The following is a 22,068-nucleotide window of genomic DNA, read 5'->3' as shown; positions in this document are numbered from 1 at the left end:
ATTACGATGCCCAAGTTTATCTACGAAGCTAAAAAAAGTCCAACCGAACATATCAAAGGCTCGCTTGTCGCCGATACCAAAGCTGCGGCCATCCAGAAGATAAGCCAGATGGGCCTTTTCCTCGTTTCGATCGGCGAGGAAGATGATATATTAAGCAAGTCCGCCGGAGGCGGCTCTTATTTCTTTTACAGGGTGAGCCTGAAAGACATCACGGATTTTACCAGGCAGCTCTCCGACCTGCTGGAATCGGGGCTCACCATCGTCAAGGCGCTCGAGATACTCTATAATCAGACCGGCAATAAGACCCTGAAGAAAGTGATAGAGGATGTCAGGGAAGTCTGCGTCAGCGGCAAGTCCCTCTCCGAAGCGTTGGCCAGGCACCCCAAAGTCTTTTCCAACCTCTTCGTCAGCATGATAAGGTCGGGAGAGACCGGAGGCGCCATGGAAAATATCCTGATGAGGCTTTCTGATTTTAACGAGAAACAGCTCGATATACAGACTAAGATAAAGACGGCGCTCGCGTATCCGGTCCTCATGTCGTTGGTGGGACTGGCCACGATCATCGTGCTTATGACTTTCGTCATCCCGAAGATGACGGTCATGTTCAGCGATCTCGGGCAGGCGATGCCGCTCCCTACGCAGGCGCTGCTCTTAATAAGCGGCCTCATCAGGGATTACTGGTGGCTCATCCTCGGTTTCGTATTTGCCATAGCCATGACCGTGATGAAGGTATACAAGACCCGGGACGGAAGGCTTGCGATAGACAAGTTCAAATTAAACCTTCCCATCGCCGGCCAATTGACAAGAAAGGTCGAGATAGCCAGGTTCTCCAGGACGCTGGCGACCCTCCTCGAGAACGGCGTGCCTATACTTGAGTCGCTCAAGGTCGTCTCGGAGACTATAGAGAACGCGCTGATGCGGCGTGATATCGAAGAGACCTACAACGCGGTCAGGGAAGGGTCGAGCCTCGCCAACGGGCTGCATAGATCTCAGACGATACCGCCCGCCGTCATCAATATGATATCTATAGGCGAAGAAGGCGGCCATCTTGAGAAGTCGCTCTTTAAGGTGGCTCAGGGCTACGAAAGAGAATCCGACGAAGCGATAAAGATCATGATGTCTCTTCTGGAGCCGCTTATTATATTGACGCTGGGGCTGGTCGTCGGTTTTATAGTCATAGCGATGCTTTTGCCGATATTCGAGATAAACTTTTTAATGGGATGAAAGGGGTAACAGATATGAAAAAAGATAATAGAGGTTTCACGCTGGTAGAGCTGATGCTCGTCGTAATAATTATTGGTACTCTCGTTGCCATGGTCATGCCGCGCCTCGCGGGCAGGACGGAACAGGCGAAACGCGCCGCCGCGAAGGCGGACATCCAGGCCAACATAGCCTCGGCCCTCGATATGTATGAGATAGATAACGGCTCTTATCCCGAAAACCTCGATATCCTGATGGAGAAGAAGGAAGGCAGAGGCCCGTATCTTAAGAAGAGGCCGATAGACCCGTGGGGCCGCCCATACGGATATAAGTTCCCCGGCTCGCACGGCGATTACGATCTTTATTCTACGGGGAAAGACGGGGTAGAGGGCGGCCAGGACGACGTAATAAGCTGGGAAGAAGAGAAGACCGAAACGCAATGAACTCAAGGCCCGCGTTTACCCTGATAGAACTGACCCTGGTAGCGGTCATAATACTTGTGCTTTTAGGGCTCTCCACGCCGCTCTTCAAAAGATCGTTCTCAGACCTCGCTGTCAAAGACGCGGCTTACAATATATCCAAGCTTATAAATTATATCCAGGAAAAGGCTGTCCTCGAGACGAAGGCTTTTAAACTCGTATTTGACTTCGAGAAAGGCAGGTATCGCGTCCTTGAGGCAAGCCCTTCCGCCGGTCAGCCCGAGAAAAAGATAACAGGCAGGTTCGGCAGGATCTTTGACCTGCCCCAGGGCGTTTCGTTCAAAGCGCCGAAAAATTTTATAACATTTTATCCGGACGGCCATTGCGACGAAGTGGATATAGACGTCTTCGCCAGGGCAGGGACCGGATACAAGATAAGCGCGAAAGGCTTCGGGAGCCTTACCCGGATAAAAGAGATAAAAGATGCCGAGTAGAATAAGAGGTAAAAAGGGTTTTCTCTTGTTGGAGGTGATGATAAGCATAATCATACTGACAGGGGGCCTCCTCTTCGTCACGCGTGTCTATTCGACGGCAAAGATCGCCATCCAGCGGTCGAAGGCCCTCTTCAAATACAGCCTTCTATTGGAAGAGGCCATGTTTGAGATCGAAGAAAAGGGCGAGGCCGAAAAGGGAAGGAACGAGAATGAGTTCAAGGACGACAGGGACTATCTCTGGGCCTCGAACGTTACGGCGATAGTGGAAGACGACAGAGAGGATCCGAACCTTAACGCCGTGACGATGGATGTCTACCGTAAAAAAGGCTCCGGGGCCGATAGGTATTCTATAACAAGCTTTATAGGTAAACCGCAAAAGTGACCGCCATGGATATGGAAAGACACAAAGACCGGGAGAAGGGCTTCACGTTCGTAGAGCTGATCGTCGCCGTGACGATATTTTCTATAATCGCGGTGAGCATCTATTCCACATTCAGCGCGGGCCTGAGGGTGTGGCGCAGGACGAATCCGGTGATAGAGGCCAACCAGTCGGCGAGGTTCTTTTTCAATATCATAGCCATGGACCTTAAGAACGCCGTCAAATATACGGCCGCTAAGGATGAACCGAATTTTGAGGGTGACGACAAGAGAATAGCTTTTATCACGCTTGTCGATATGCCGGCAGAAGACGGCCGGGCGCGCAAAGAGCTCGCGAAGGTCATCTATGAACTTAAGGCCGTCACAGAGGAAAAGAAAGAGAGATATGCCCTCATCAGGTCCGTCGCCGCCGCCGGAGAAGCCCTCGACGAAAAGAAGGCGTTTCCGTCGGAGGTCATGAGCGTCGCAAGCGAAAAAGATTTCGGTTTCAAGTACGCTTATATCGAAGGATCTCCCAAGGATAAAGAGTACTCATACCGGTGGAAGGATGAATGGGAAGAGGAAGACAGGACGAATATACCGCGTGGAGTGAAGATAAAAGCAGGCAGCTTCGAGAAGACGGTATTTATACCGATGGGCAGCCTGGGTGACATAATATAGGAAAAGGGCGCTAAATGATACGGGATAAAAAAGGCACCATACTCGTAGCGTCACTCTGGATGCTGGCGATATTGTCCGTGCTGGCGATCGGGATAGGCTTCCGCATGTCTATTGAGGCGCGCCTTAGCAAATACGCGATGGATAAGACCAGGGCCTTGTTTATCGCCAAGGCCGGTGTATACAAGACCCGGGAGTTCCTGTCCTGGGACGCCAACGACTTCGATTCCATGACTGAATGCGGTGTGATGTTGATAGCAACTGAGGACAAGACGGCCCAGCTGTCGAAAATGTTCACCAATGTCGCTGTAGGCTCCGGGAATTATTCCATCGGCTACGTCCAGGAAGGGAAAGATTATCCCGGAATGATGGACGAAGAGCGGAAGATAAATATAAATAAAGCTTCCCAAAGGGTGCTTGAAACGCTTTTGGGCGAGGATAATAAAGGGATCGCGGCGGCTATAATAGACTGGCGTGACGCGGACGACATGACTTCGCCCGGCGGCGCGGAGGATGACGATTATTCGGACCTCGGTTACGCCTGCAAGAACGAGCCTTTCAGCGTCATAGAAGAGCTCATGCTTGTGAAAGGCATGACGCCGGAGATATTTGACGCTGTCAAAGAATATATCACGGTATACGGTCCCGACGACGCCAAGGTGAATCTGAATACGGCGACCGAAAAGGTCATACGCGTCATCGGGCAGTCTACCCTGCCTCCGATATCCGATATCGTGATGAATGAGATCGCCTCCAAGCGCTGGGGCAAAAAAGACGAGCAGGCCATCGGGCCCGAGAGCGAGACGGTCTTTACCGATGAAAACAGCATCAAGGATATATTGAACCTCGGAGGATACGAGACCGATTTCGGAAGCATAAGAAACTCCTTTACAACGAAGTCGAGTTATTTTAGAATTGAATCGAAAGCGGCGCTGGATAGATCCGGCGTTGAAAAGAGGATCGTTTGCGTCGTCCAGAGAGACGCTCAGAAAGGGACAATATTAATATCTTATCGGGAGTATTAGACGCCCTTAAGGACCTGTTCGGCCTCGAGAAGACCGTCGTGGCGGTAGAGTTGAACGAGGGTTATATAAAGATCGCCGAGACGGCCGTTTTTAAGGGTCGAAAAGAGCTTGTCCGTTTATCGAAGAGGCCTCTAACGGCGTTCGCCGACAGCGCGATATCCGAAGAGATAGACGGCATATTCGATTCGCTCGGCATATCCCACCGCAAGATCCGCTTGAGCGTGCCAAGGCATCTGGTGACGGTAAGGTTCCTGAGGCTCCCGTCGTCCGATGACGGAGAGATAAAGAAGATAATCAAGCTCGAGGCCCTTAAGTACGTCCCGTATACGGACGAGGCCGTTATAGCCGGCTACAGGGTAGTGGAGCGCTTTGAAGACGGATACTCGAGCGTGCTCCTGGCGATCGCGCAGTCGGAGACCGTTCATCGCCTGGTCGGAATACTGAAAAAAGCCCGCCTAGACGTCGAGGATATAGCTCTGGGCTCTGAAGGCCTGCTCATGTGGTGCGCTCTTACTTCCGCCGCCGCGCCGGAAGAAGCGGCGCTGGCCGTTAACGTGGACCCGGCCTATATCGACATCGGCGTGATCGCCGGCGGGAAACTTATCTTCACGCGGGGCGTCTCATACGACGTTAAGAACCCGATCTCTAAAGAAAAGATCGTCGACCAGGTGAAGATGTCGATGATGACCTACCGTAAAGGGACGCATGATCCGGTGAAAAAGCTCATCCTCTGCGGCGCGCAGGCCGCGCCGGAGGAATGCAAAGCCCTCCTCGAGACTCAGCTGAATATTCCCGTCGAGATCGCGGATCCCATGAAGGATGTTCCCGTAAACTCGTCCGCGCAGATAGAGCCGGAGGGGGCCTCGTTCGTCGAGCTTCTCGGCCTTGTATTCAAAGCGGAAGACATGAGCATAAGCCTTATGCCGGAGGCGTTGTCAGATGAGCGGCGGACGCTCCTCGTTAAGAAGAATATCATATTCGGCGCCGCTTTGATATTGACGATAGTATCGGTCGCCGTCGGAATAGCGGCCAAAAAGCTGGGCGATAAGACGGGCTATCTCAAAAAGATCGATTCGGAGTTGAGTTCGGCAGGGCCGAAGGTACGCAACGCGAAGAAGATGCTGAAGGATATCAATATCGTAAAGGAAGGCCTGAAGAAGAAGCCGCTAGCCATAGATATCCTGCGCGAGGTCCACAAGATAACGCCGGATAACATATCGTTCACGATGCTCGATTACGAGAGAGGCAGGTCGCTTACCGTCAGGGGAAGCGCGTCGGCGCTCGGAGATGTCTTCGCGTATGTCTCTATCCTCGAGAAGTCGCCGTATTTTGAGAACGTGAAAGTGAAGTACGCCACAAAGAGGATAACGGCCGGGAAAGAGGTGGCGGATTTTGAAGCGACCTGCGCCCTTACGCCCATAAAATAGGCGGGCACCCAATACATGTTCATAAAGAACCTGAGCAAAAGGGAAAAAACCATAGCGGCCTTCGCGGTATCTATGATACTCGCCGCTGTCATATACAGCTTTCTGGTGGATCCCATATTGTCGCGTTGGAGGACGGCAGACGATGATATAAAGTCCGGGGCGGTCATACTGGAAAAGGACATGAAGATGCTCGCCGCGTATAAAGATATAGAAGCGGATTACAGGAAATATTCAAAGTATGTAAAATCGGCGAAGAGCGAAGATGAATCTGTAGCCGAGATATTGACGCACATAGAGACCATATCGCGCAACGATTCCTGCCTGATCGTGAATATTAAACCCGTAGGGGCCAGGAACGTCGGCTCATACAGGGAAGTGCTCGTAGATGTCACCGCCGAGGCGACGATGGAGAATTTCTCGAAATTCCTTTACGACATAGAAAATTCGCCCAACATGATCCTGGGAGTGCGGCGGTTCACATTGAATTCAAAATCCTCGCCGGGCACGCTCAAAGGCACCTTCCTCATAAGCAAGATAGCCTTAGATTAACCCACCCATCTCACCTACGAGGTGATAGGTATCACCTACGAGGTGTGACGGGTCTAAGTAATCACTCCTCGTAGGTGGATACGGTTATACACATCCCATTGACAAATAAGGATCTTATGATATACTCTCTACATAGAGAGTGAGAACCTACTATCCACATGGAGAGCGCGGCGCTTAATAATAACCTCTACCTGGTAAAAGACCTTTCCCGTCTTTCGGGCCTTTCTGTCTATACGGTCAAATATTATTTGAAGTTGGGCCTCATAAGAGAGATAGGCCGCTCTCCCGAAACGAACTTCCGGTATTTTAATAATTCCACCGTTGATTCATTAAAACGCATAATCGGACTCAGGAAAGAAAAGGTCTCCCTTAACAAGATCCGCTATCTAATGGACGAGAAGGGATCCTCATGAGCTATTATGAGACGCTCGGCCTGAAGAAAGAACCGTTCTCCACGAGCCCGGACCCCGCGTTCTTTTACCGCTCATCGGCGCACAACACCGCCCTCCAGAGATTGGAGATAATGATAAGGTTGAAGCGGGGATTAAGCCTCGTATTGGGAGACGTCGGTATCGGAAAGACCACCATGTCGCGCGCTCTCCTGCAGAGCTTCGCGAGCGACGAAAATTACATATTCCACATAGTCCTCGACCCATCCTACAAGTCCGAGTTCCAGTTCCTGTCGAGCCTCGTCAAGATGTTCGGCATAAAGCCGGATTCCAGGTCTACTCTCGATTACAAAGAAGAGATACAGAGGTATCTCTTCAAAAAAGGCGTCGAGGAATCCAAGACGGTCGTCCTTATCATAGACGAAGGACAGAAGCTATCGGCGCCGTATCTCGAGATATTGAGGACGTTCCTGAATTACGAGACGAACGATTACAAACTACTCCAGCTCGTCATCGTTTCCCAGATGGAGCTTTTGCCCAGGATAAAGAAGATAAATAATTTTTACGACAGGATAGGGTTGAAGTATATAATAAATCCGCTGGACGAAAAAGAGACCAGGGAGATGATAGAGTTCAGGCTCTCGGAGGCCGGCCTTAATTTGGACAGGAAACTATTCACCGAAGGCGCGATTAAGCGGATATTCGAATATGTCCAGGGGTATCCCAGGAAGATATCGATATTGTGCCATAACGCGCTCGAATTCCTTGTCATGAACGACCGGGAAGTCGTCGACGAGACTTTCATAGCGGATGTGATCGGTAAGGACATAACTTAAATGAACAAGAACGCGTCGCCGGAACAGCGCCTGCTGGACCTTATTAAAGGAAAGAGCAAGAAGGGAGATCCCCGTCATCCGGAATCCGGCGCGGCGCAGGATTCCGGAGCCCCGCCCGGGCCCGCGAAAAAGAACAGGGCCCAGGTTTATATGACGGAGATATTCAAGACGGATATCTTTAAGAATAAGATGTTCGATCCGGACAGGTTAAAGACATTAAATAAATACCTTGTTATTGCCGCGTCGCTCCTGGCGGTATATTTTTTCATAGAGTTGATATTCATAAGGCCGTACAAAGACCTGGAAACGGTCATATCCGCCGCCGCCCGGGTTCCGTCAAAGCCGCCGAAGGCGGAAAAAGATATAACTTCGGAGCAAAAAGATTATTCATATTATTCCGGCGACATCTCGAGAAAGAAGATATTCACGGCGTCGTCAGGCGATGCGACTGCCCCGAAAATAGGCGTTTCGAGCGATGCGTTGAACGACCTGGGTCTGGTCGGGATAATACCCGGCGACGACCCGCAGGCTATTATAGAGGATAAGAAGAACCAAAAGACATATTACCTTAATAAAGGGCAGTCTTTCGATAACTTTACGGTGGAAGAGATAACCGAGAGCAAGGTAGTCCTCGATCAGGACGGAAGGAAGATAGCGCTGTTTTTGTAAGATAATAAAATGTAGTCCCTCGAAACCTTTTGTTCATCGGTTTCTCGGGACGAATTTTACTATCGTAAAATTCGGGGGTACAAATGATGAGAAGATCAATTATTGCTTTGATATTAATCTGCAGCATGTCAACCGCGGCGGCCCCAATGCCGGCGCAGGCCCAGGACGCCCAGGCGGAGACGATCCCGCTCACAGGAAAAGAGACCATATCTCTCCAGCAGACGGGCGGCATTGACAAGATCTCTCTCGACCTGAAAGGGATGGATGTGATCGAGGTCATTAAGATGTTGGCCGCCAAAGGCAACCTGAATGTCGTCCTTGGTAACGACGTCAAAGGCCGCGTCACCATATTCCTTAAGAGCGTGAACCTTATGGACGCTTTCGAGATAATACTTCTCGCCAATAACCTCGCTTACGATAGGCGCGGCGACATAATATACGTTATGACGCAAAGGGAATATGAGGCCATGTACGGCGAAAGGTACGCGGACAAGAAAGAGATGAAGACGTTCCAGTTGAAATTCGCGAAGGCCGCCGAAGTTAACAAGACCCTCAGCCAGATGAAGACGAAGATGGGGAAGATCGTCGTTGACGAAGGCTCAAATACGGTCATAGCGATAGACAGCCCCGGCATCGTCGAACAGATGGCGCTCACCATAGAAAAGATAGACTCGCCTACCGTTACAAAGATTTTTGAATTGAGATACGCGAAAGCCGCTGACATGAAGACGAAGATATCAGATACCATGACAAAGGGCGCGGGGACGGTGCAGATAGACGAGAGGACCAATAAGATAATGGTCACCGACCTTACGAGGAAGATGGGCGAGATAGAGGAGATGGTCATCGCCTTCGACGATAAACTACAGCAGGTCCTGATAGAGTCGAAGATAGTGCAGATCACCCTGGATGATAAATATAAGCTTGGAGTCGACTGGCAGTCGGTCCTCAACAAACTTACAAAAGAAATAAATGTCGCTAACACATTTGAGCTGGCTACGGCGGCTACCGGCATGAACCCCGGATTGCAGATCATGGTAGGCGCGCTCAATTCAGGGCAGGAATACGCCATGATGATCCAGGCGCTGAAAGAGGTTGGCGACGCGAACCTCCTATCGAGCCCCAGGATAACGGCGCTCAATAACCAGGAGGCCAAGATCCTGATAGGGACATCCCAGCCTTACGCTACAAATACGGTCACGCAGGGCACTTCGACCTCCACCACCGCGACAAACTTAAGTTTCATCGATGTCGGCGTGAAGTTATACGTCACTCCTACCATAAATAAGGACGGTTTTGTTACAATGAAGATAAAACCCGAGGTCAGCTCTAAATCGGGCGACTACACTTACGGCAGCCCCGCTACATTGGTTCCCGTGGTTTCTACGACACAGGCTGAGACGAGCGTCACGGTAAAAGACGGGACTACAATAGTCATAGCCGGCCTCATAAAAGACGAACGGACCAACACGGTAAACAAAGTCCCGATAATAGGAGACATTCCTTTGATAGGCCTGATGTTCAAAAAGACCGATAAGGAAGTGAAGAAGCAGGAGCTTGTCATCTTCCTCACTCCTCACATAATTACGGGCGAGTACGATTACCTGGAGACTCCGGAGACACCGCCCACAGGAGAAAAGAGGTTTACCATAACCGAAAAACCCGCTTTTGAGAGAAGGAGCAAAATAGACATGAAGCCGGGGATCTTCAAAGAAGATAAGATGTCCGCTTTCGATAAATACGCCCTGGAAAGGGAATCTGGAAGCATCCCGGCGAAGGATAGGGTGGAGATGACCCTAGTCCCAAAGAACGTCGGCGAATATTACTATTCCGTGAAGCAGAAGATCGTCCAGAACGTCGAGATCCCCAGGAAGAAGAAAGGCGCGCCCGCCAGGGGAAGCGTGAAGCTGGCGTTCTTCCTTTCTCCGAAAGGAGCGATCTCATACGGGCCGGAGATATTGAAGTCCGCCAACCACGCCCTGGACGCGACAGCGATAAAGGCCGTGAAGAAGTCGGCCCCGTTCCCGGCATTCCCGGAATCGATGGGCCAGGAAGAGAAGCGTTTCATTATTGACCTGGATTTCCAGTAGCCTGATTACACCTACGAGGTGTGACGGGTCTAAGTAATCACTCCTCGTAGGTGTAGTTAAAGTGTCCGACTTAATCACCTACGAGGTGTGACGGGTCTAAGTAGTCACTCCTCGTAGGTGTAATTAAGGCATCAGACTGAAGTTTAGTCTATATAAAGGGGGATACCCATGAATATGGATAAAGACGGTAAAATTTTTCTTATATCGTTATCGATAACGACCGTCATCTTACTGTACAGCACCATAGTCCTCTTCGTCATCAAGGAGAGCGAAAAGGACAAGAAGATATCTTTCCAGAAACGCTTCGAGGAAGTCACGATTGCCAAGCAGGATATCGAGACGAGGCTGAAAGAGTTCGAGATAGCGAACGCCGAGATGAAGGTCAGCATCAGGATGCAGGATGAGAAGATAAAGACCCTGTCCCAGCGCGTGGAAGACGAGAGGTCGCAAAGCGCCAAGTCGGTAAGCCAGCTTCAGCAGAGAGAATTTGAATTCCAGTCGCTTAAGTCAAAGCTGGCGGAAGAGAAGGCGGAGAAGGAGAGCCTCATAAGCCGTATGGAGAAGATAAGCGAGGAGCGCCTTGAGCTGAAATTACAGCTGGAGAATATGCTGAAGACCAAGGAAGAGATGGACAGGAAGGCGAAAGAGCTTGCCGAAAAAGAGGGCATCTCTCTGGGCACGATAGTGATAAACCAGGAACGTAAATAGATGAAAACGCGTTACGAGCAATTCCCCCATACCGCGGATATAGGCGTGCGTGTATTCGGCAAGGACTTGAAAGAGCTCTTCGAGAACGCCGCGTTCGCCATGTTCGATCTCGCCGCCGACCTCGAGGGGCTGAAGGACGGGTCCGAGGATAAATTCGACCTCCGCGCCGATAACTACGAAGACCTTCTTGTCTTATGGCTCGACGAACTTTTGTATAATTTTTATACGAGGCAGATAATATTCTTTAAGTTTAAAGTCGAGGAGCTGACCGGGAACAGGATACAGGCCTCCGCAACCGGCAGGCCTGTCGGGGCCAACAGGAACCGCCTGCAGAAAGAGATAAAGGCGGCGACCTATTCGGACCTGAAAATAAAGAAGACGGACGCAGGCTATCAGGTCGAGGTGATTTTCGACGTATAGGCCTAAAATTACACCTACGAGGTGTGACTATTCCACCTACGAGGTGTGACGGGTCCTGAGTAATCAAGGTCAGCCTTAATCACCTACGAGGTGTGACGGGTCTAAGTAGTCACTCCTCGTAGGTGAAATCAAAGAGTCAGACTGAAGGTTCACGTGCTAGAGAAGATCGACCAATACAGGTGGCGCATACCCAAGAGCTATAAACAGGGCATGCGGGTCGACGGCGTCATCTACACGAGCGAAAAGATGCTCGAGGCTGTCATGCATGACAAGGCTCTCGAGCAGGTCGCGAACGTCGCTATGCTGCCGGGGATTGTAAAACATTCTCTCGCGATGCCTGACATCCATTGGGGCTACGGGTTCCCGATCGGCGGCGTTGCGGCTACGGATATTGAAGAAGGCGGCGTTATTTCGCCGGGCGGAGTGGGGTTTGACATAAACTGCGGCGTCAGGCTGATGAAGACGGATCTCACCGAAGAGGACGTAAAACCCAGGCTTAAGGATCTGGTCTACGCTCTTCATAATAATGTCCCCGCCGGCGTAGGGTCGACGGGCGATATCAAGATAAGCGCTCCGGAAGAGAGGAAGCTTCTCGTCGAAGGCGCGAAGTGGGTCGTGGATCACGGTTATGGAAGACAGGAAGACCTGGAATGCACCGAGGAGCGAGGCGCCATAAAAGGGGCCGACCCTGATAAGGTCTCGCCGCGCGCTTACGAACGCGGCAAGCATCAATCCGGCACGCTCGGTTCGGGCAACCATTTCCTGGAGGTCCAGGTAGTCGACGAGGTATACGACGCCCCTATCGCGTCGGCGTTAGGCGTAAGCAAGGGGCAGGTCACCGTCATGATACATTCCGGCTCGCGCGGCCTCGGCTATCAGGTCTGCGATGAGTATTCTAAAGATTTTATTCACTCGCTTTCGAAATACGGCATAACCGTGCCGGACAGGCAGCTTGCATGCGCGCCTGTGAATTCGCCGGAGGGCAAGGCGTATCTTGGCGCCATGAAATGCGCCGCCAACTACGCGTGGGCCAACAGGCAATGCCTGATGTACCTGACGAGGCTTGTATTCGAGAAGGTATTCCATATGGGGCCGAAAGACCTCGGCATGGACCTCGTTTACGACGTCGCGCACAACATTGCCAAGATAGAGAAGTATGAGATAAACGGCAAAGTAAAAGAGTTATGCGTCCACAGGAAAGGCGCTACCAGGGCTTTTCCTCCGGAGCATCCCGAATTGCCCGATAAGTACAAGAAGACAGGACAGCCTGTTATAATACCCGGAGACATGGGCAGAAATTCATATCTACTCGTCGGCACAAAAAAGGCCGAAGAGACTTTTTTTAGTACATGTCACGGCGCGGGCAGGCTGATGTCGCGCTCGGCGGCGATACAGGCCTCCCGCGGAAGATCTATATCGCGCGAATTGGAAAATAAAGGTATAATAGTAAAATCGAGCGGCCGCTCGACCCTGGCCGAAGAGATGCCGGATGCTTATAAAGACGTCAACGAGGTCGTGGACGTGGTGCACGGCGCGGGCATTTCAAAGAAGGTCTGCCGGATGAAGCCCCTAGGGGTTATCAAGGGGTAATAATAGTAACCAGAAAGAAAGTAACCAGTAACCAGAAAAATAATAAAGCTGCAATATAACAATTCTGGTTTCTGGAAACTGGTTTCTGGTTACTAATGTATAACAAGGAGTCAACATGCTAGACTTGAAATTCATTCGAGAGAACAAGGAGCTTGTGAAAGAGGCTCTGAAGAACCGCAATAATATGAAGATCGACATAGATGAGCTTCTGAGGCTTGATGAGGAGCGCCGGAAATTGCTGGTCGAAACAGAGACCCTTAAAGCCGAAAGGAATAAGGCTAACGATGAGATATCGTTCCTTATGAAAAATAAGAAAAACGCTAAGGAAATTATAGCCAAAATGAAGGTCGTTTCCCAAAAAATAGCCGATTTTGACAAAAAAGTGGAGGAATGTGACCAAAAAATATCCAAATTTACATATACAATCCCAAATATACCCGATAAATCAGTGCCTGTAGGGGGTCCGGAATGCAATAAAATAGTCAAATCCTGGGACAAGAACCCCGCTTTTGACTTCAATCCTAAAAACCATATTGAGCTTGCCGAGCATCTCGGTATAATAAGCTTTGGCATTGCTTCGAAGATAAGCGGTTCCAATTTTGTCCTGTTCATGGGCCTGGGTGCGCGCCTTGAGAGGGCGCTTATTAACTTCATGCTCGATCTGCACACAAAAAAGCACGGTTATAAGGAGATATTCCCTCCGTTCCTCGTGAACAGGCGGAGCATGACAGGGACGGGGCAGCTTCCTAAACTCGAAGAGGATATGTATAAGCTCAAAGACGACGACCTCTTCCTTATTCCGACCGCCGAGGTGCCGGTTACTAATATCCACGCTAACGATACTCTGGAAGAGGCCGATCTTCCTGTACGTTATACGGCATATACGGCATGCTTCAGAAGGGAGGCCGGTTCTTACGGCAAGGACACGAAAGGCCTGATAAGGGTGCATCAATTTGACAAGGTGGAGATGGTGAAGTTCGTAAAGCCGGAGACGTCCCTGGACGAGCTGGAGAAACTGGTCGGCGACGCCGAGGATGTCCTGCAGTTATTGAACCTCCCGTACAGGATACTGCTCCTTGCGACTGGCGACATATCCTTCGCCGCCGCGAAATGCTACGACATCGAGCTTTACGCGCCCGGCACGGACGCATATCTCGAAGTGTCAAGCTGCTCGTGTTTCACCGATTTTCAGGCGCGCCGGGCCAACATACGTTATAAACGAATAAACGAACAAACGAACAAACGAACAAACGAATATGTCCACACATTGAACGGTTCCGGCGTCGCGCTGGCGAGGCTAGTCGTCGCGATACTGGAAAATTACCAGAATAAGGACGGCAGCGTGAATATCCCGAAAGTTTTGGTCCCGTACATGGACGGGCTTGAGGTTATCAAACCGGAGGAATAGCGCATGTTAGGGCTCGTCATCAAATTCATAGCCGCGATACTCAGCCTGCCGATCGCCGTCGGAGTGTCGATAGCGTTCCGTGACTGTATCGTCATGATAAAGGAGCTCTCGGGCAGCCTGGATTATTTCGTCTGGGGCATAGCCGTTTATGTCGTCCTGCACCTGTTGTTCTATAAGCCGACTTACCTGTATGTCCTCGGCCATGAAGCCGTCCACGCGGGCTTTTCATGGGTATTCGGCGGTAAGATAAAATCGATCAAGGTCTCGGAAGAGGGCGGCTCCGTCAAGACGGACAAGACCAACGCGGTCATAGAGTTGAGCCCGTATTTCATCCCGATATACGCTATACTCATAACTATCGTATATTTTGTGATAGCGTCTTCGTATAATATAAACGGCTCGATCTTTGTCTTCCTGATAGGGTTCGCGCTCGCGTTCCACATAGTGTCGACGGTAGAGGTGATGAAGATAAGACAGCCGGATTTCATGAAGTCTGGTTACTTCTTTTCGATAGTGATGGTCTATGTGCTGAATATAGTGGTGATATCGGTGATATTCAACCTGCTCTTCCCGTCATTTTCTTTAAAGAAATTTTTCGTCGATAGCTGGCTCCATTCGAGGGTCATATACGCGGCGGTCGTTAGGCAGCTTTTCTTTTAATGTAATTTAGCTTTTTTTTGTTGCATTTACATAATATGTAGTGTATACTTATCTTGCCATGAAGCGATATATCCATAGAGCAATAGAAAAAGAATTATTAAAAGCGGCAGAAGAATTTCCGGTCATCGTTCTCACAGGACCCCGCCAGACCGGAAAGTCTACCGTCCTGCAGAACATATTCCCGAAGCACAATTATGTGACCTTTGACGACCCGTTTACGAGCAAACTTGCCAACGACGATCCGAGGTTTTTTCTCTCCCGCGCTAAAAAGATGATCGTAGACGAAATACAATATTTACCAAGCCTGCTGCCGTTTATAAAAATGGCAGTAGACAGCGACCGGAGAAACGCAGGGCATTTTATATTGACCGGATCTCAATATTTCACTCTTATGGGCGGCATAAGCGAATCTCTGGCGGGCAGAGCGGCCCTGTATGAATTATTACCGTTTTCTTCGGAGGAGATGCCGCATAAACCGGGAGAAGATGGGATCAGGCAGTCGTTTTCGGCCATGTTCCACGGGTTTTTTCCTGAGATTGTTGTTCATGGTGTGGACCGAAACAGATTTTATGCCTCATATCTCCAGACATATCTCGAACGCGACATTCGCCAGATAACATCTGTTCATGACCTAAAAGTCTTTCAGAATTTTCTGGAACTCCTGGCGGCGCGGGCCGGGAATATTCTTAATATTCACGAATTGTCAAAAGAGGCCGGTGTAAGTTTCACATCCGCAAGACGGTGGATTTCTATCCTCGAGTCAACACGTCTTATATACCTTCTGCGTCCTTTTACAAAAAATATAACAAAGAGAGTAATCAAGAGTCCAAAACTTTATTTTACCGATACAGGCCTTCTGGCATATCTTTTGAGATACCCAAATCCCGCTACGATGAATGCCGGCCCGCAGGCGGGCGCTTTTTTTGAAAATCTCGTGCTTGCTGAAATCTTAAAATTGAAATACAATCATAACCTTAATTTCGAGCCGTATTTTTATAGAGACTCGAACCATAATGAAATAGACTTTTTCCTGGACTATGGTGTCGCTATTAAAATGTTTGAGGTTAAGTGTACTTCTTCACCGAGCGAGAAACATTTGGCGGCCCTAGAGAAGATGGTTAAGGAGTTCCGCAATTCCTGCGGGTATCTTGTAAGTTTTGCCAAAGAAAGAATGCCTGCGGCGAAAAGCATCGAATTAATTCCGTGGAATATTATCAAAGATATCGCCTATAGCCATAGAAAGCGGCAGGAAAAGTAAGGATAGTGGGCATTTAATCACCTACGAGGTGTGACGGGTCTAAGTAATCACTCCTCGTAGGTGAAATAAGGTTCGTAGCAACAGTCTTTTTAGATGTAGTCCTTCAGCGCCTGCAATGCTCCTATTTGTCGCATTGCTTAACGGCGCTTCAGGATCGATTTTACTTCGTAAAATCGGAGAGGTGGCTGAGCGGTTGAAAGCGCACGCCTCGAAAGCGTGTTATCCCTTACGGGATACGAGAGTTCGAATCTCTCCCTCTCCGCCATCATTTTCATGAGAAAATGATGGCGGATGCCGAAGCCCCTGGCTTCGACGCCGCCAGTTTTCGCCGTCGATTAAGTGAGGCGAAAACTGTCCCGAGCGAAGCCGAGGGACGAACCATCAAAAATGCCTCAATGGTAGATTTTGGTTAAATTTCTTTAATTCTCTCATCAATTCTGACTTCGTTGGTAAATACAGTTTATATCTCGAAGCGAATATCTGTTTGTTATCTTTTGATAGGGTATAGCGGACGACTGCTTCTTTTTTACGTCCGCAGAGGATAAGGCCTACAGTTGGGTTATCTTTCGACTCTTTAAGCTCGCGGTCATAATAATTGACATACATCTGCATCTGCCCGATATCCTGGTGGGTGAGCTTGCCGATTTTCAGGTCTATGAGCACATAGCATTTCAGGATAGTATTATAAAATACGAGATCGATATAAAAATGATCTCCATCCAGTGAGATGCGTTTTTGGCGGGCTACAAAGGTAAATCCTTTCCCCAGCTCAAACAGGAATTTAGACAAGTTATCGATTAATGCCTGTTCTACCTTGCTTTCATATAGTTTTGGATCAGCTGAGAGGCCAGTAAACTCCAAAACATACGGATCCTTTATCATATCCGCATACTTCTGTAATTCCTGCCCCTTGCGTGCCAGCTTCATAAGACCTTTTTTGTCTTTGCTCAAGGCGAGGCGTTCGTAAAGGAAAGACCCCGTCTGGCGCTCCAATTCACGGGATGACCACTTATTATTTATACATTCAATCTCGTAAAAAGACCGGGCATTGGGATTGTCGATACGCATTAGGATGCGGTAATGCGTCCAGCTCAATTCTGAACGCAGTGCGTTCAATTTTGGATACGAAAGATAAAACTGTCTCATATAGAAAAGATTGCGTGCATCAAAACCCTTGCCAAAATCATCGGATAATCTTTTGGAGATTGTTTCCAGGAGTCGTTCTCCATATCCAGCTCGGGACCTGCCCTCCTGCTCCTCTTTAACAATTTCCCCGCCGATATGCCAGTAGGCGATAACCATCTCGGTATTGACAACGCGTGCGATGTTGCTCCTGGCATCCTCGATGATTTTACGAATACGGTCATAAATTCTGCCTGATAGCATTAAACGCTTCTTCATTTAGAGGCCCCCTTTTTGTGTATAAAAAACAAAAAATCCCGCCCGAATCTTTTAAAGATTCAAGCAGGATATAGTATTCTATTCCAGACGCAAACCCAATATACCATATAGGACACTTTTGTCAAGTTTATTAAGCCACGGTGTTGGCTAAGTGCCGATATCTCTGACATCGGCCAAGTTTATTAAACCGAAGCGCCGGATAGGGTTTCGGTCTGCAAAGGTCCCCCACCATGTACATGTTACTTCGCTTCCTCAAGCAATTTAGCAATCTGTTCGGGTGATGGCAGCTCTCTCTTTAAGTCCTTAGGAAGCCTTGTCATTAGTGTATAAGTTCCGATGCCGATTGGCTTCCCGCTATCCTTTAACGCATATTCTACGATCGTTCTATTCTTATCCCGGCAGAGAATAATACCTATAGAAGGATTCTCGTCAGGTGTTTTTACCAAATCATCCAGCACAGAGAGATAAAATTGCATTTTACCCGCATATTCCGGAATAAATTTTCCTATTTTGAGCTCAATCGCTACAAGACATTTTAAATGGCGATGATATAAAAGAATATCAACGAAAAATTCATTGCCTTCGATTTCAATGCGGAATTGATTACCCATAAAAGCGAATACACCTCCCATCTCAACCAGGAAGCGGTTCATCTTCTTCATTACCTCCCGCTCTAACTCAAGCTCGTTATGGTCTTCCTCCAATTCCAGGAAATCGAACGTGTATTCATCTTTGACTGCCAGCTTTGCCTGATGGCGCAGCCTGTCGGGAAGCGCCTTATCGAAATTGGTCTGATTAAGAAGAGTCCTTTCATATGCCTTGGTATTTATCTGGTGAATGAGTATGTTCTTTGTCCAACCGAATTTACGGGTCATGCGGATGTAAAATTCACGTTCCAACATATCCTTACAACGGCTCATAATGACTAGATGTTTTGTCCAGCTGATTTCTCCAACCAGTGGTTGGAGTTTTGCGTTTCGGTGATATTCAAGATAAAACTGCCGCATGTACCATATATTTTGAACGGAAAAGCCATGAATACCGGGAAATTCGAGCTGTAAGTCCCGAGCCAAATTCTCGACGATAGACTTGCCCCAGCCATGTTTTTTCTGCTTCTCCACAACTATTTTTCCTATATCCCAATAAAGAGCTATCAACTCCTTGTTAACAGCTTTTAAAGCTTCGTACTGCGCTCTGTGGATCCTTTCTTTAACTTCCAGTAATAAGTTTTTGTAATTCATAGCATTTAGACCATGTTTCATAAAACCACCCTCCTTTTGTAATATTCCATAAAAACAAAAAATCCCGCCCGAATCTTTTAAAGATTCAAGCAGGATATAGTATTCTATTGCAGACGCAAACCCAATATACCATATAGGACATTTTTGTCAAGTTTATTAAGCCACGGTGTTGGCTAAGTGCCGATATCTCTGACATCGGCCAAGTTTATTAAGCCACTTTAATAAACTTGCCCCGCCCGGAGCCAAACCCGGGGCGGGATCCCGCCCCGGGTGAGATTCTTGGCGGGACAAGAATTTTGCCGATTTTGGCATCTTATATGGTAGGGGATAACCGTTTATATAAATGTAATCCCTCGTCGCGGGAATGAGATAATAGCGTCTCGGGACGATTTGCCATAGTGAAATGGCAGCAAATCGGAGGCAAAACATGAAAGAATTAATACCTCAGGAGGTTATCGAGAATAAAATCTATCTCATGCGTGGGCATAAGGTGATGCTAAGTATGCATCTGGCTAAGCTTTACGAAGTTGAAGTGAAGGTTCTTATGCAGGCGGTCAAACGTAATATTGATAGATTCCCCGATGATTTTATGTTTCAGTTGAGTGAAGAGGAATACGATATCTTGAAGTCACAATTTGTGACTTCAAGTTGGGGTGGAGCTAGACGCGCAAATCCATATGCCTTTACGGAACAGGGCGTTGCAATGCTTTCTAGCGTACTAAATAGTAAACGGACAATACAGGTCAATATCGCCATAATGAGAGCCTTTGTTAAATTACGGCAGATCCTCTCCACCCACAAGGAGCTTGCCCACAAGCTGAACGAACTCGAAAAAAAGATCGAGAAGCATGACGAGGATATCAGCTCGATCTTCGAGGCCATCCGCCAACTCATGGCACCCCAACCTGAGAAACCGAAGCGCCGGATAGGCTTTCAGCCTACGAGGTCAACGGAATGACCTACGAGGTGTGACGGGTTTGAGTAATTACTCCTCGTAGGTCTGCAAAGGTCCCCATATAGTAGGGGATGGTATGCCTACATATAGGCAGAAAAGGAGATAAAACATGAAAGAATTAATACCGCAGGGAGTTATTGAGAATAAGATCTATCTTATTCGTGGGCACAAAGTTATGCTGGATAAGGATTTATCTGCCCTATATGGAGTTAAAACCAAGAATCTTAACAAGGCAATAAAACGCAATATTAAACGATTCCCAGGGGATTTTATGTTTCAACTAACTGCAGACGAGTTTATGTCTTTGAGGTTCCAAAATGGAACCTCAAAAGAAGGGAGAGGCGGTAGGCGATATCTTCCGTATGTCTTTACAGAACAGGGTGTGGCTATGCTTTCAGGCGTCCTTAATAGCGAACGCGCTATCGAGGTCAATATAGCTATAATGCGTGCCTTTGTGCGGTTGAGAGATATATTGCTAACGCATAAGGACCTCGCCGCTAAAATCGCTGCCCTTGAGCTCAAATATAAGAATCATGATATGAAGTTTTCGGAATACGATAAGCATATCGCGGCGATCTTCGATGCCATCCGCCAACTCATGGCACCGCCGCCTGAGAAACCGAAGCGCAGGCTAGGGTTTCGACCTGCGAGGTCAACGGAATGACCTACGAGGTGTGACGGGTTTGAGTAATCCCCGCCTGGAGTAGAGCTCGGGGCGGGATCCCGCCCCGAATGAAAGAATTGGCGGGACACTCCTCGTAGGTCTGCAAAGGTTCCCTTCTTACCTCCCCCAAACACCCATCCCCATAACCCTGAAATGAGTTGCCCTGAATGTTACTATAGTGATATAATAACACCCAATAAGGGGCTACGAGGCGATGAAAGCACAAACCGCATATTGATCCAAACCGGGCGCATGTGACCCGGTTTTTGTATTTATGGGGGAAGAGTGATACTTAAATGACAAATATTTTTATTCTATATATTCCAAAAGGTAATTACGAAGCACTCGTCCATTATGAAGATACTGTCAAAAAGAAAATTTTACCTGATCGGATATTCCAGCATGTTGATTCAAACTTAAGACATAAACTTTCCAATATTTTTGGTAATAAGGCTATAGCGGTCTGGGGTTCTAGGGATTCCCTATCCAATAGATCGCGGTTTCAGAAGATGAAACCGGGCGATGACATACTTATAGTCGAAGGCGACACAATAAAACTTCTCGGAAAGGTTGCCGCTACAACAATTAATCCAAGTTTATCCAAAGAGCTATGGCAAAATATTAAGAGCGGCAGGTCCGATGGATGGAACCTGATATATTTCATAGCAAATCCTCTGGAAATAGAGTTGCCATTCACTGAATTTAAAAAGCTTTTCGGATATGCCATAAATTGGGGTCTTCGTGGATTTACAAGCATTGCCGAAGCCAAACTGAAGGAATTTTACTCAAAATATGACGATCTATATTCAATATTACAGCGGATTAAGAATGGTCAACAGATAGAAGAAAAAAAATCCATTTATACAGAAAAAGATAAGAAATTCGAAAAAACCGAAATAACAAAAGATGATATTGATAAAGTATTAGACGATAAAAGGCTGAGCGATCATATAGTAATGCAATGGAAATTAGTACGTCTCGGAATTAAATCCGGCTCCCGAGTATGGATACCTAAAAATGATCAACCCAAGATTACTACAGCATATGGGTTTAATGAATTTGAAAAGGAGTTTACAGCTGGTATTGATACGCCTGCAAGATATGTTGAGAATATTGATGTTGTTTGGAAGGAAGAATTTAGGATTGATGCAGCATTTGAAGTTGAAAATACTACAGCTATCTATTCAGGTTTACTCAGATTTGCCGATTTAAAACTAGTAGCCCCTAATAGCAATTATCCGCTTTTTATAGTTGCCCCCACCGCCAAGCGTAACCGGGTTATAGAACAAATCAAACGTCCTTCTTTTAAAAGATTCGATTTTGAGAAAAAAGTCCGTTATATTTCTTATGAAGTGCTGGATGAGATAGATAAATTTTTCGAAAGTTCCACTACCGGCTTGAACGTTGATTTGCTTGTTGGTAAGTCGGAAATGATTAACTGATAGAGACATCGAAAGCGTCCAGAAAATACCAGCCTATAAGGTAAGCGGACGCTTTAAAAAGATACGCTTATATGCTGTACCAAAATATGACGCCTACAAATATATATACGAAATCATTGCTGTCCAAATTACCAAAAAGTTAACTGGGCCTGTTGCGATATCCCAGTAGGCATTTTACTTCGTTCATG

General features: G+C 47.9%; 23 protein-coding genes and 1 tRNA gene. 22 read left to right on the top strand and 2 right to left on the bottom strand.

The window, feature by feature from the left end; translation table 11 throughout:
- Positions 1 to 6 precede the first annotated feature (6 nt).
- The 19 genes from WC592_07525 to WC592_07435 all read left to right on the top strand — a co-directional run bounded on the left by WC592_07525 (position 7) and on the right by WC592_07435 (position 16,442).
- The gene (locus WC592_07525) at positions 7 to 1,224 is read left to right on the top strand and encodes a type II secretion system F family protein (GenBank protein MFA4982298.1); all 1,218 of its coding nucleotides are present in this window, start codon (positions 7 to 9) and stop codon (positions 1,222 to 1,224) included.
- Between the two features lie 14 nt (positions 1,225 to 1,238).
- Positions 1,239 to 1,643, top strand: a complete 405-nt coding sequence (gspG, locus tag WC592_07520) for a type II secretion system major pseudopilin GspG (protein ID MFA4982297.1) — start codon at positions 1,239 to 1,241, stop codon at positions 1,641 to 1,643.
- Positions 1,640 to 2,113, top strand: coding sequence for a type II secretion system protein (locus WC592_07515; protein ID MFA4982296.1), 474 nt, complete (start codon positions 1,640 to 1,642; stop codon positions 2,111 to 2,113). The genes gspG and WC592_07515 overlap by 4 nt, the downstream gene beginning before the upstream one ends.
- Positions 2,103 to 2,495: a hypothetical protein gene (locus WC592_07510; protein ID MFA4982295.1), complete on the top strand. Its 393-nt coding sequence runs from the start codon at positions 2,103 to 2,105 to the stop codon at positions 2,493 to 2,495. The genes WC592_07515 and WC592_07510 overlap by 11 nt, the downstream gene beginning before the upstream one ends.
- 11 nt (positions 2,496 to 2,506) lie before the next feature.
- A complete protein-coding gene (locus tag WC592_07505) occupies positions 2,507 to 3,151 on the top strand; it encodes a prepilin-type N-terminal cleavage/methylation domain-containing protein (protein MFA4982294.1) in 645 nt (214 codons plus the stop codon).
- A gap of 14 nt (positions 3,152 to 3,165) precedes the next feature.
- Positions 3,166 to 4,173: a hypothetical protein gene (locus tag WC592_07500; protein MFA4982293.1), complete on the top strand. Its 1,008-nt coding sequence runs from the start codon at positions 3,166 to 3,168 to the stop codon at positions 4,171 to 4,173.
- A complete protein-coding gene (gene pilM / locus WC592_07495; GenBank protein ID MFA4982292.1) occupies positions 4,113 to 5,600 on the top strand; it encodes a pilus assembly protein PilM in 1,488 nt (495 codons plus the stop codon). Before WC592_07500 ends, pilM begins: the two co-directional genes overlap by 61 nt.
- Positions 5,601 to 5,615: 15 nt before the next feature.
- Positions 5,616 to 6,149 (top strand): hypothetical protein, encoded by a 534-nt coding sequence (locus WC592_07490; GenBank protein MFA4982291.1) that lies wholly within the window; start codon positions 5,616 to 5,618, stop codon positions 6,147 to 6,149.
- A 158-nt stretch (positions 6,150 to 6,307) separates the two neighbouring features.
- Positions 6,308 to 6,562, top strand: a complete 255-nt coding sequence (locus WC592_07485) for a MerR family transcriptional regulator (GenBank protein MFA4982290.1) — start codon at positions 6,308 to 6,310, stop codon at positions 6,560 to 6,562.
- The gene (locus WC592_07480; GenBank protein ID MFA4982289.1) at positions 6,559 to 7,374 is read left to right on the top strand and encodes an AAA family ATPase; all 816 of its coding nucleotides are present in this window, start codon (positions 6,559 to 6,561) and stop codon (positions 7,372 to 7,374) included. Before WC592_07485 ends, WC592_07480 begins: the two co-directional genes overlap by 4 nt.
- On the top strand, positions 7,375 to 8,043 hold the full coding sequence (locus tag WC592_07475) for a type II secretion system protein N (GenBank protein MFA4982288.1): 669 nt from the start codon (positions 7,375 to 7,377) through the stop codon (positions 8,041 to 8,043).
- A gap of 83 nt (positions 8,044 to 8,126) precedes the next feature.
- On the top strand, positions 8,127 to 10,133 hold the full coding sequence (locus WC592_07470; protein MFA4982287.1) for a secretin N-terminal domain-containing protein: 2,007 nt from the start codon (positions 8,127 to 8,129) through the stop codon (positions 10,131 to 10,133).
- 168 nt (positions 10,134 to 10,301) lie between these two features.
- Complete coding sequence (locus tag WC592_07465; GenBank protein MFA4982286.1) at positions 10,302 to 10,841, top strand: hypothetical protein; 540 nt, start codon at positions 10,302 to 10,304, stop codon at positions 10,839 to 10,841.
- Positions 10,842 to 11,261, top strand: a complete 420-nt coding sequence (locus tag WC592_07460) for an archease (protein MFA4982285.1) — start codon at positions 10,842 to 10,844, stop codon at positions 11,259 to 11,261.
- Between the two features lie 210 nt (positions 11,262 to 11,471).
- Positions 11,472 to 12,851: an RtcB family protein gene (locus WC592_07455; GenBank protein ID MFA4982284.1), complete on the top strand. Its 1,380-nt coding sequence runs from the start codon at positions 11,472 to 11,474 to the stop codon at positions 12,849 to 12,851.
- 115 nt (positions 12,852 to 12,966) lie between these two features.
- The gene (gene serS, locus WC592_07450) at positions 12,967 to 14,259 is read left to right on the top strand and encodes a serine--tRNA ligase (protein MFA4982283.1); all 1,293 of its coding nucleotides are present in this window, start codon (positions 12,967 to 12,969) and stop codon (positions 14,257 to 14,259) included.
- Between the two features lie 3 nt (positions 14,260 to 14,262).
- On the top strand, positions 14,263 to 14,919 hold the full coding sequence (locus WC592_07445; GenBank protein ID MFA4982282.1) for a hypothetical protein: 657 nt from the start codon (positions 14,263 to 14,265) through the stop codon (positions 14,917 to 14,919).
- A 58-nt stretch (positions 14,920 to 14,977) separates the two neighbouring features.
- On the top strand, positions 14,978 to 16,177 hold the full coding sequence (locus WC592_07440; protein MFA4982281.1) for an ATP-binding protein: 1,200 nt from the start codon (positions 14,978 to 14,980) through the stop codon (positions 16,175 to 16,177).
- A gap of 175 nt (positions 16,178 to 16,352) precedes the next feature.
- Positions 16,353 to 16,442: transfer RNA gene (locus WC592_07435), tRNA-Ser, on the top strand.
- Between the two features lie 116 nt (positions 16,443 to 16,558).
- Here WC592_07435 and WC592_07430 read toward each other — a convergent pair.
- Both WC592_07430 and WC592_07425 read right to left on the bottom strand, forming a co-directional pair.
- Positions 16,559 to 17,578: a PDDEXK nuclease domain-containing protein gene (locus WC592_07430; GenBank protein MFA4982280.1), complete on the bottom strand. Its 1,020-nt coding sequence runs from the start codon at positions 17,576 to 17,578 to the stop codon at positions 16,559 to 16,561.
- A 239-nt stretch (positions 17,579 to 17,817) separates the two neighbouring features.
- A complete protein-coding gene (locus WC592_07425) occupies positions 17,818 to 18,840 on the bottom strand; it encodes a PDDEXK nuclease domain-containing protein (GenBank protein ID MFA4982279.1) in 1,023 nt (340 codons plus the stop codon).
- Positions 18,841 to 19,246: 406 nt separating this feature from the next.
- Here WC592_07425 and WC592_07420 point away from each other — a divergent pair, with 406 nt between their 5' ends.
- The 3 genes from WC592_07420 to WC592_07410 all read left to right on the top strand — a co-directional run bounded on the left by WC592_07420 (position 19,247) and on the right by WC592_07410 (position 21,880).
- A complete protein-coding gene (locus WC592_07420; protein ID MFA4982278.1) occupies positions 19,247 to 19,777 on the top strand; it encodes an ORF6N domain-containing protein in 531 nt (176 codons plus the stop codon).
- A 106-nt stretch (positions 19,778 to 19,883) separates the two neighbouring features.
- Positions 19,884 to 20,438, top strand: coding sequence for an ORF6N domain-containing protein (locus WC592_07415; protein ID MFA4982277.1), 555 nt, complete (start codon positions 19,884 to 19,886; stop codon positions 20,436 to 20,438).
- 296 nt (positions 20,439 to 20,734) lie between these two features.
- On the top strand, positions 20,735 to 21,880 hold the full coding sequence (locus tag WC592_07410; GenBank protein ID MFA4982276.1) for a hypothetical protein: 1,146 nt from the start codon (positions 20,735 to 20,737) through the stop codon (positions 21,878 to 21,880).
- Positions 21,881 to 22,068: the final 188 nt, after the last annotated feature.

This window comes from Candidatus Omnitrophota bacterium (assembly GCA_041648975.1).
GTDB lineage: Bacteria > Omnitrophota > Gorgyraeia > 2-01-FULL-45-10 > 2-01-FULL-45-10 > JAQUSE01.
The sequence above is the reverse complement of the archived record's forward strand: the minus strand, read 5'-3'. Positions and strand labels throughout refer to the sequence as shown.

What these genes read in the sequence shown, in the direction of transcription:
- WC592_07420 (MFA4982278.1), top strand. Translation starts at nt 19,247, where the DNA reads ATGAAAGAATTAATACCTCAGGAGGTTATCGAGAATAAAATCTATCTC.
- WC592_07465 (MFA4982286.1), top strand. Translation starts at nt 10,302, where the DNA reads ATGAATATGGATAAAGACGGTAAAATTTTTCTTATATCGTTATCGATA.
- serS (MFA4982283.1), top strand. Translation starts at nt 12,967, where the DNA reads ATGCTAGACTTGAAATTCATTCGAGAGAACAAGGAGCTTGTGAAAGAG.
- WC592_07515 (MFA4982296.1), top strand. Translation starts at nt 1,640, where the DNA reads ATGAACTCAAGGCCCGCGTTTACCCTGATAGAACTGACCCTGGTAGCG.
- WC592_07445 (MFA4982282.1), top strand. Translation starts at nt 14,263, where the DNA reads ATGTTAGGGCTCGTCATCAAATTCATAGCCGCGATACTCAGCCTGCCG.
- gspG (MFA4982297.1), top strand. Translation starts at nt 1,239, where the DNA reads ATGAAAAAAGATAATAGAGGTTTCACGCTGGTAGAGCTGATGCTCGTC.
- WC592_07455 (MFA4982284.1), top strand. Translation starts at nt 11,472, where the DNA reads ATGCGGGTCGACGGCGTCATCTACACGAGCGAAAAGATGCTCGAGGCT.
- WC592_07475 (MFA4982288.1), top strand. Translation starts at nt 7,375, where the DNA reads ATGAACAAGAACGCGTCGCCGGAACAGCGCCTGCTGGACCTTATTAAA.
- WC592_07505 (MFA4982294.1), top strand. Translation starts at nt 2,507, where the DNA reads ATGGAAAGACACAAAGACCGGGAGAAGGGCTTCACGTTCGTAGAGCTG.
- WC592_07410 (MFA4982276.1), top strand. Translation starts at nt 20,735, where the DNA reads ATGACAAATATTTTTATTCTATATATTCCAAAAGGTAATTACGAAGCA.
- WC592_07460 (MFA4982285.1), top strand. Translation starts at nt 10,842, where the DNA reads ATGAAAACGCGTTACGAGCAATTCCCCCATACCGCGGATATAGGCGTG.
- WC592_07525 (MFA4982298.1), top strand. Translation starts at nt 7, where the DNA reads ATGCCCAAGTTTATCTACGAAGCTAAAAAAAGTCCAACCGAACATATC.
- WC592_07425 (MFA4982279.1), bottom strand. Translation starts at nt 18,840, where the DNA reads ATGAAACATGGTCTAAATGCTATGAATTACAAAAACTTATTACTGGAA.
- WC592_07510 (MFA4982295.1), top strand. Translation starts at nt 2,103, where the DNA reads ATGCCGAGTAGAATAAGAGGTAAAAAGGGTTTTCTCTTGTTGGAGGTG.
- WC592_07485 (MFA4982290.1), top strand. Translation starts at nt 6,308, where the DNA reads ATGGAGAGCGCGGCGCTTAATAATAACCTCTACCTGGTAAAAGACCTT.
- WC592_07440 (MFA4982281.1), top strand. Translation starts at nt 14,978, where the DNA reads ATGAAGCGATATATCCATAGAGCAATAGAAAAAGAATTATTAAAAGCG.
- WC592_07500 (MFA4982293.1), top strand. Translation starts at nt 3,166, where the DNA reads ATGATACGGGATAAAAAAGGCACCATACTCGTAGCGTCACTCTGGATG.
- WC592_07430 (MFA4982280.1), bottom strand. Translation starts at nt 17,578, where the DNA reads ATGAAGAAGCGTTTAATGCTATCAGGCAGAATTTATGACCGTATTCGT.
- WC592_07490 (MFA4982291.1), top strand. Translation starts at nt 5,616, where the DNA reads ATGTTCATAAAGAACCTGAGCAAAAGGGAAAAAACCATAGCGGCCTTC.
- WC592_07470 (MFA4982287.1), top strand. Translation starts at nt 8,127, where the DNA reads ATGATGAGAAGATCAATTATTGCTTTGATATTAATCTGCAGCATGTCA.
- WC592_07480 (MFA4982289.1), top strand. Translation starts at nt 6,559, where the DNA reads ATGAGCTATTATGAGACGCTCGGCCTGAAGAAAGAACCGTTCTCCACG.
- WC592_07415 (MFA4982277.1), top strand. Translation starts at nt 19,884, where the DNA reads ATGAAAGAATTAATACCGCAGGGAGTTATTGAGAATAAGATCTATCTT.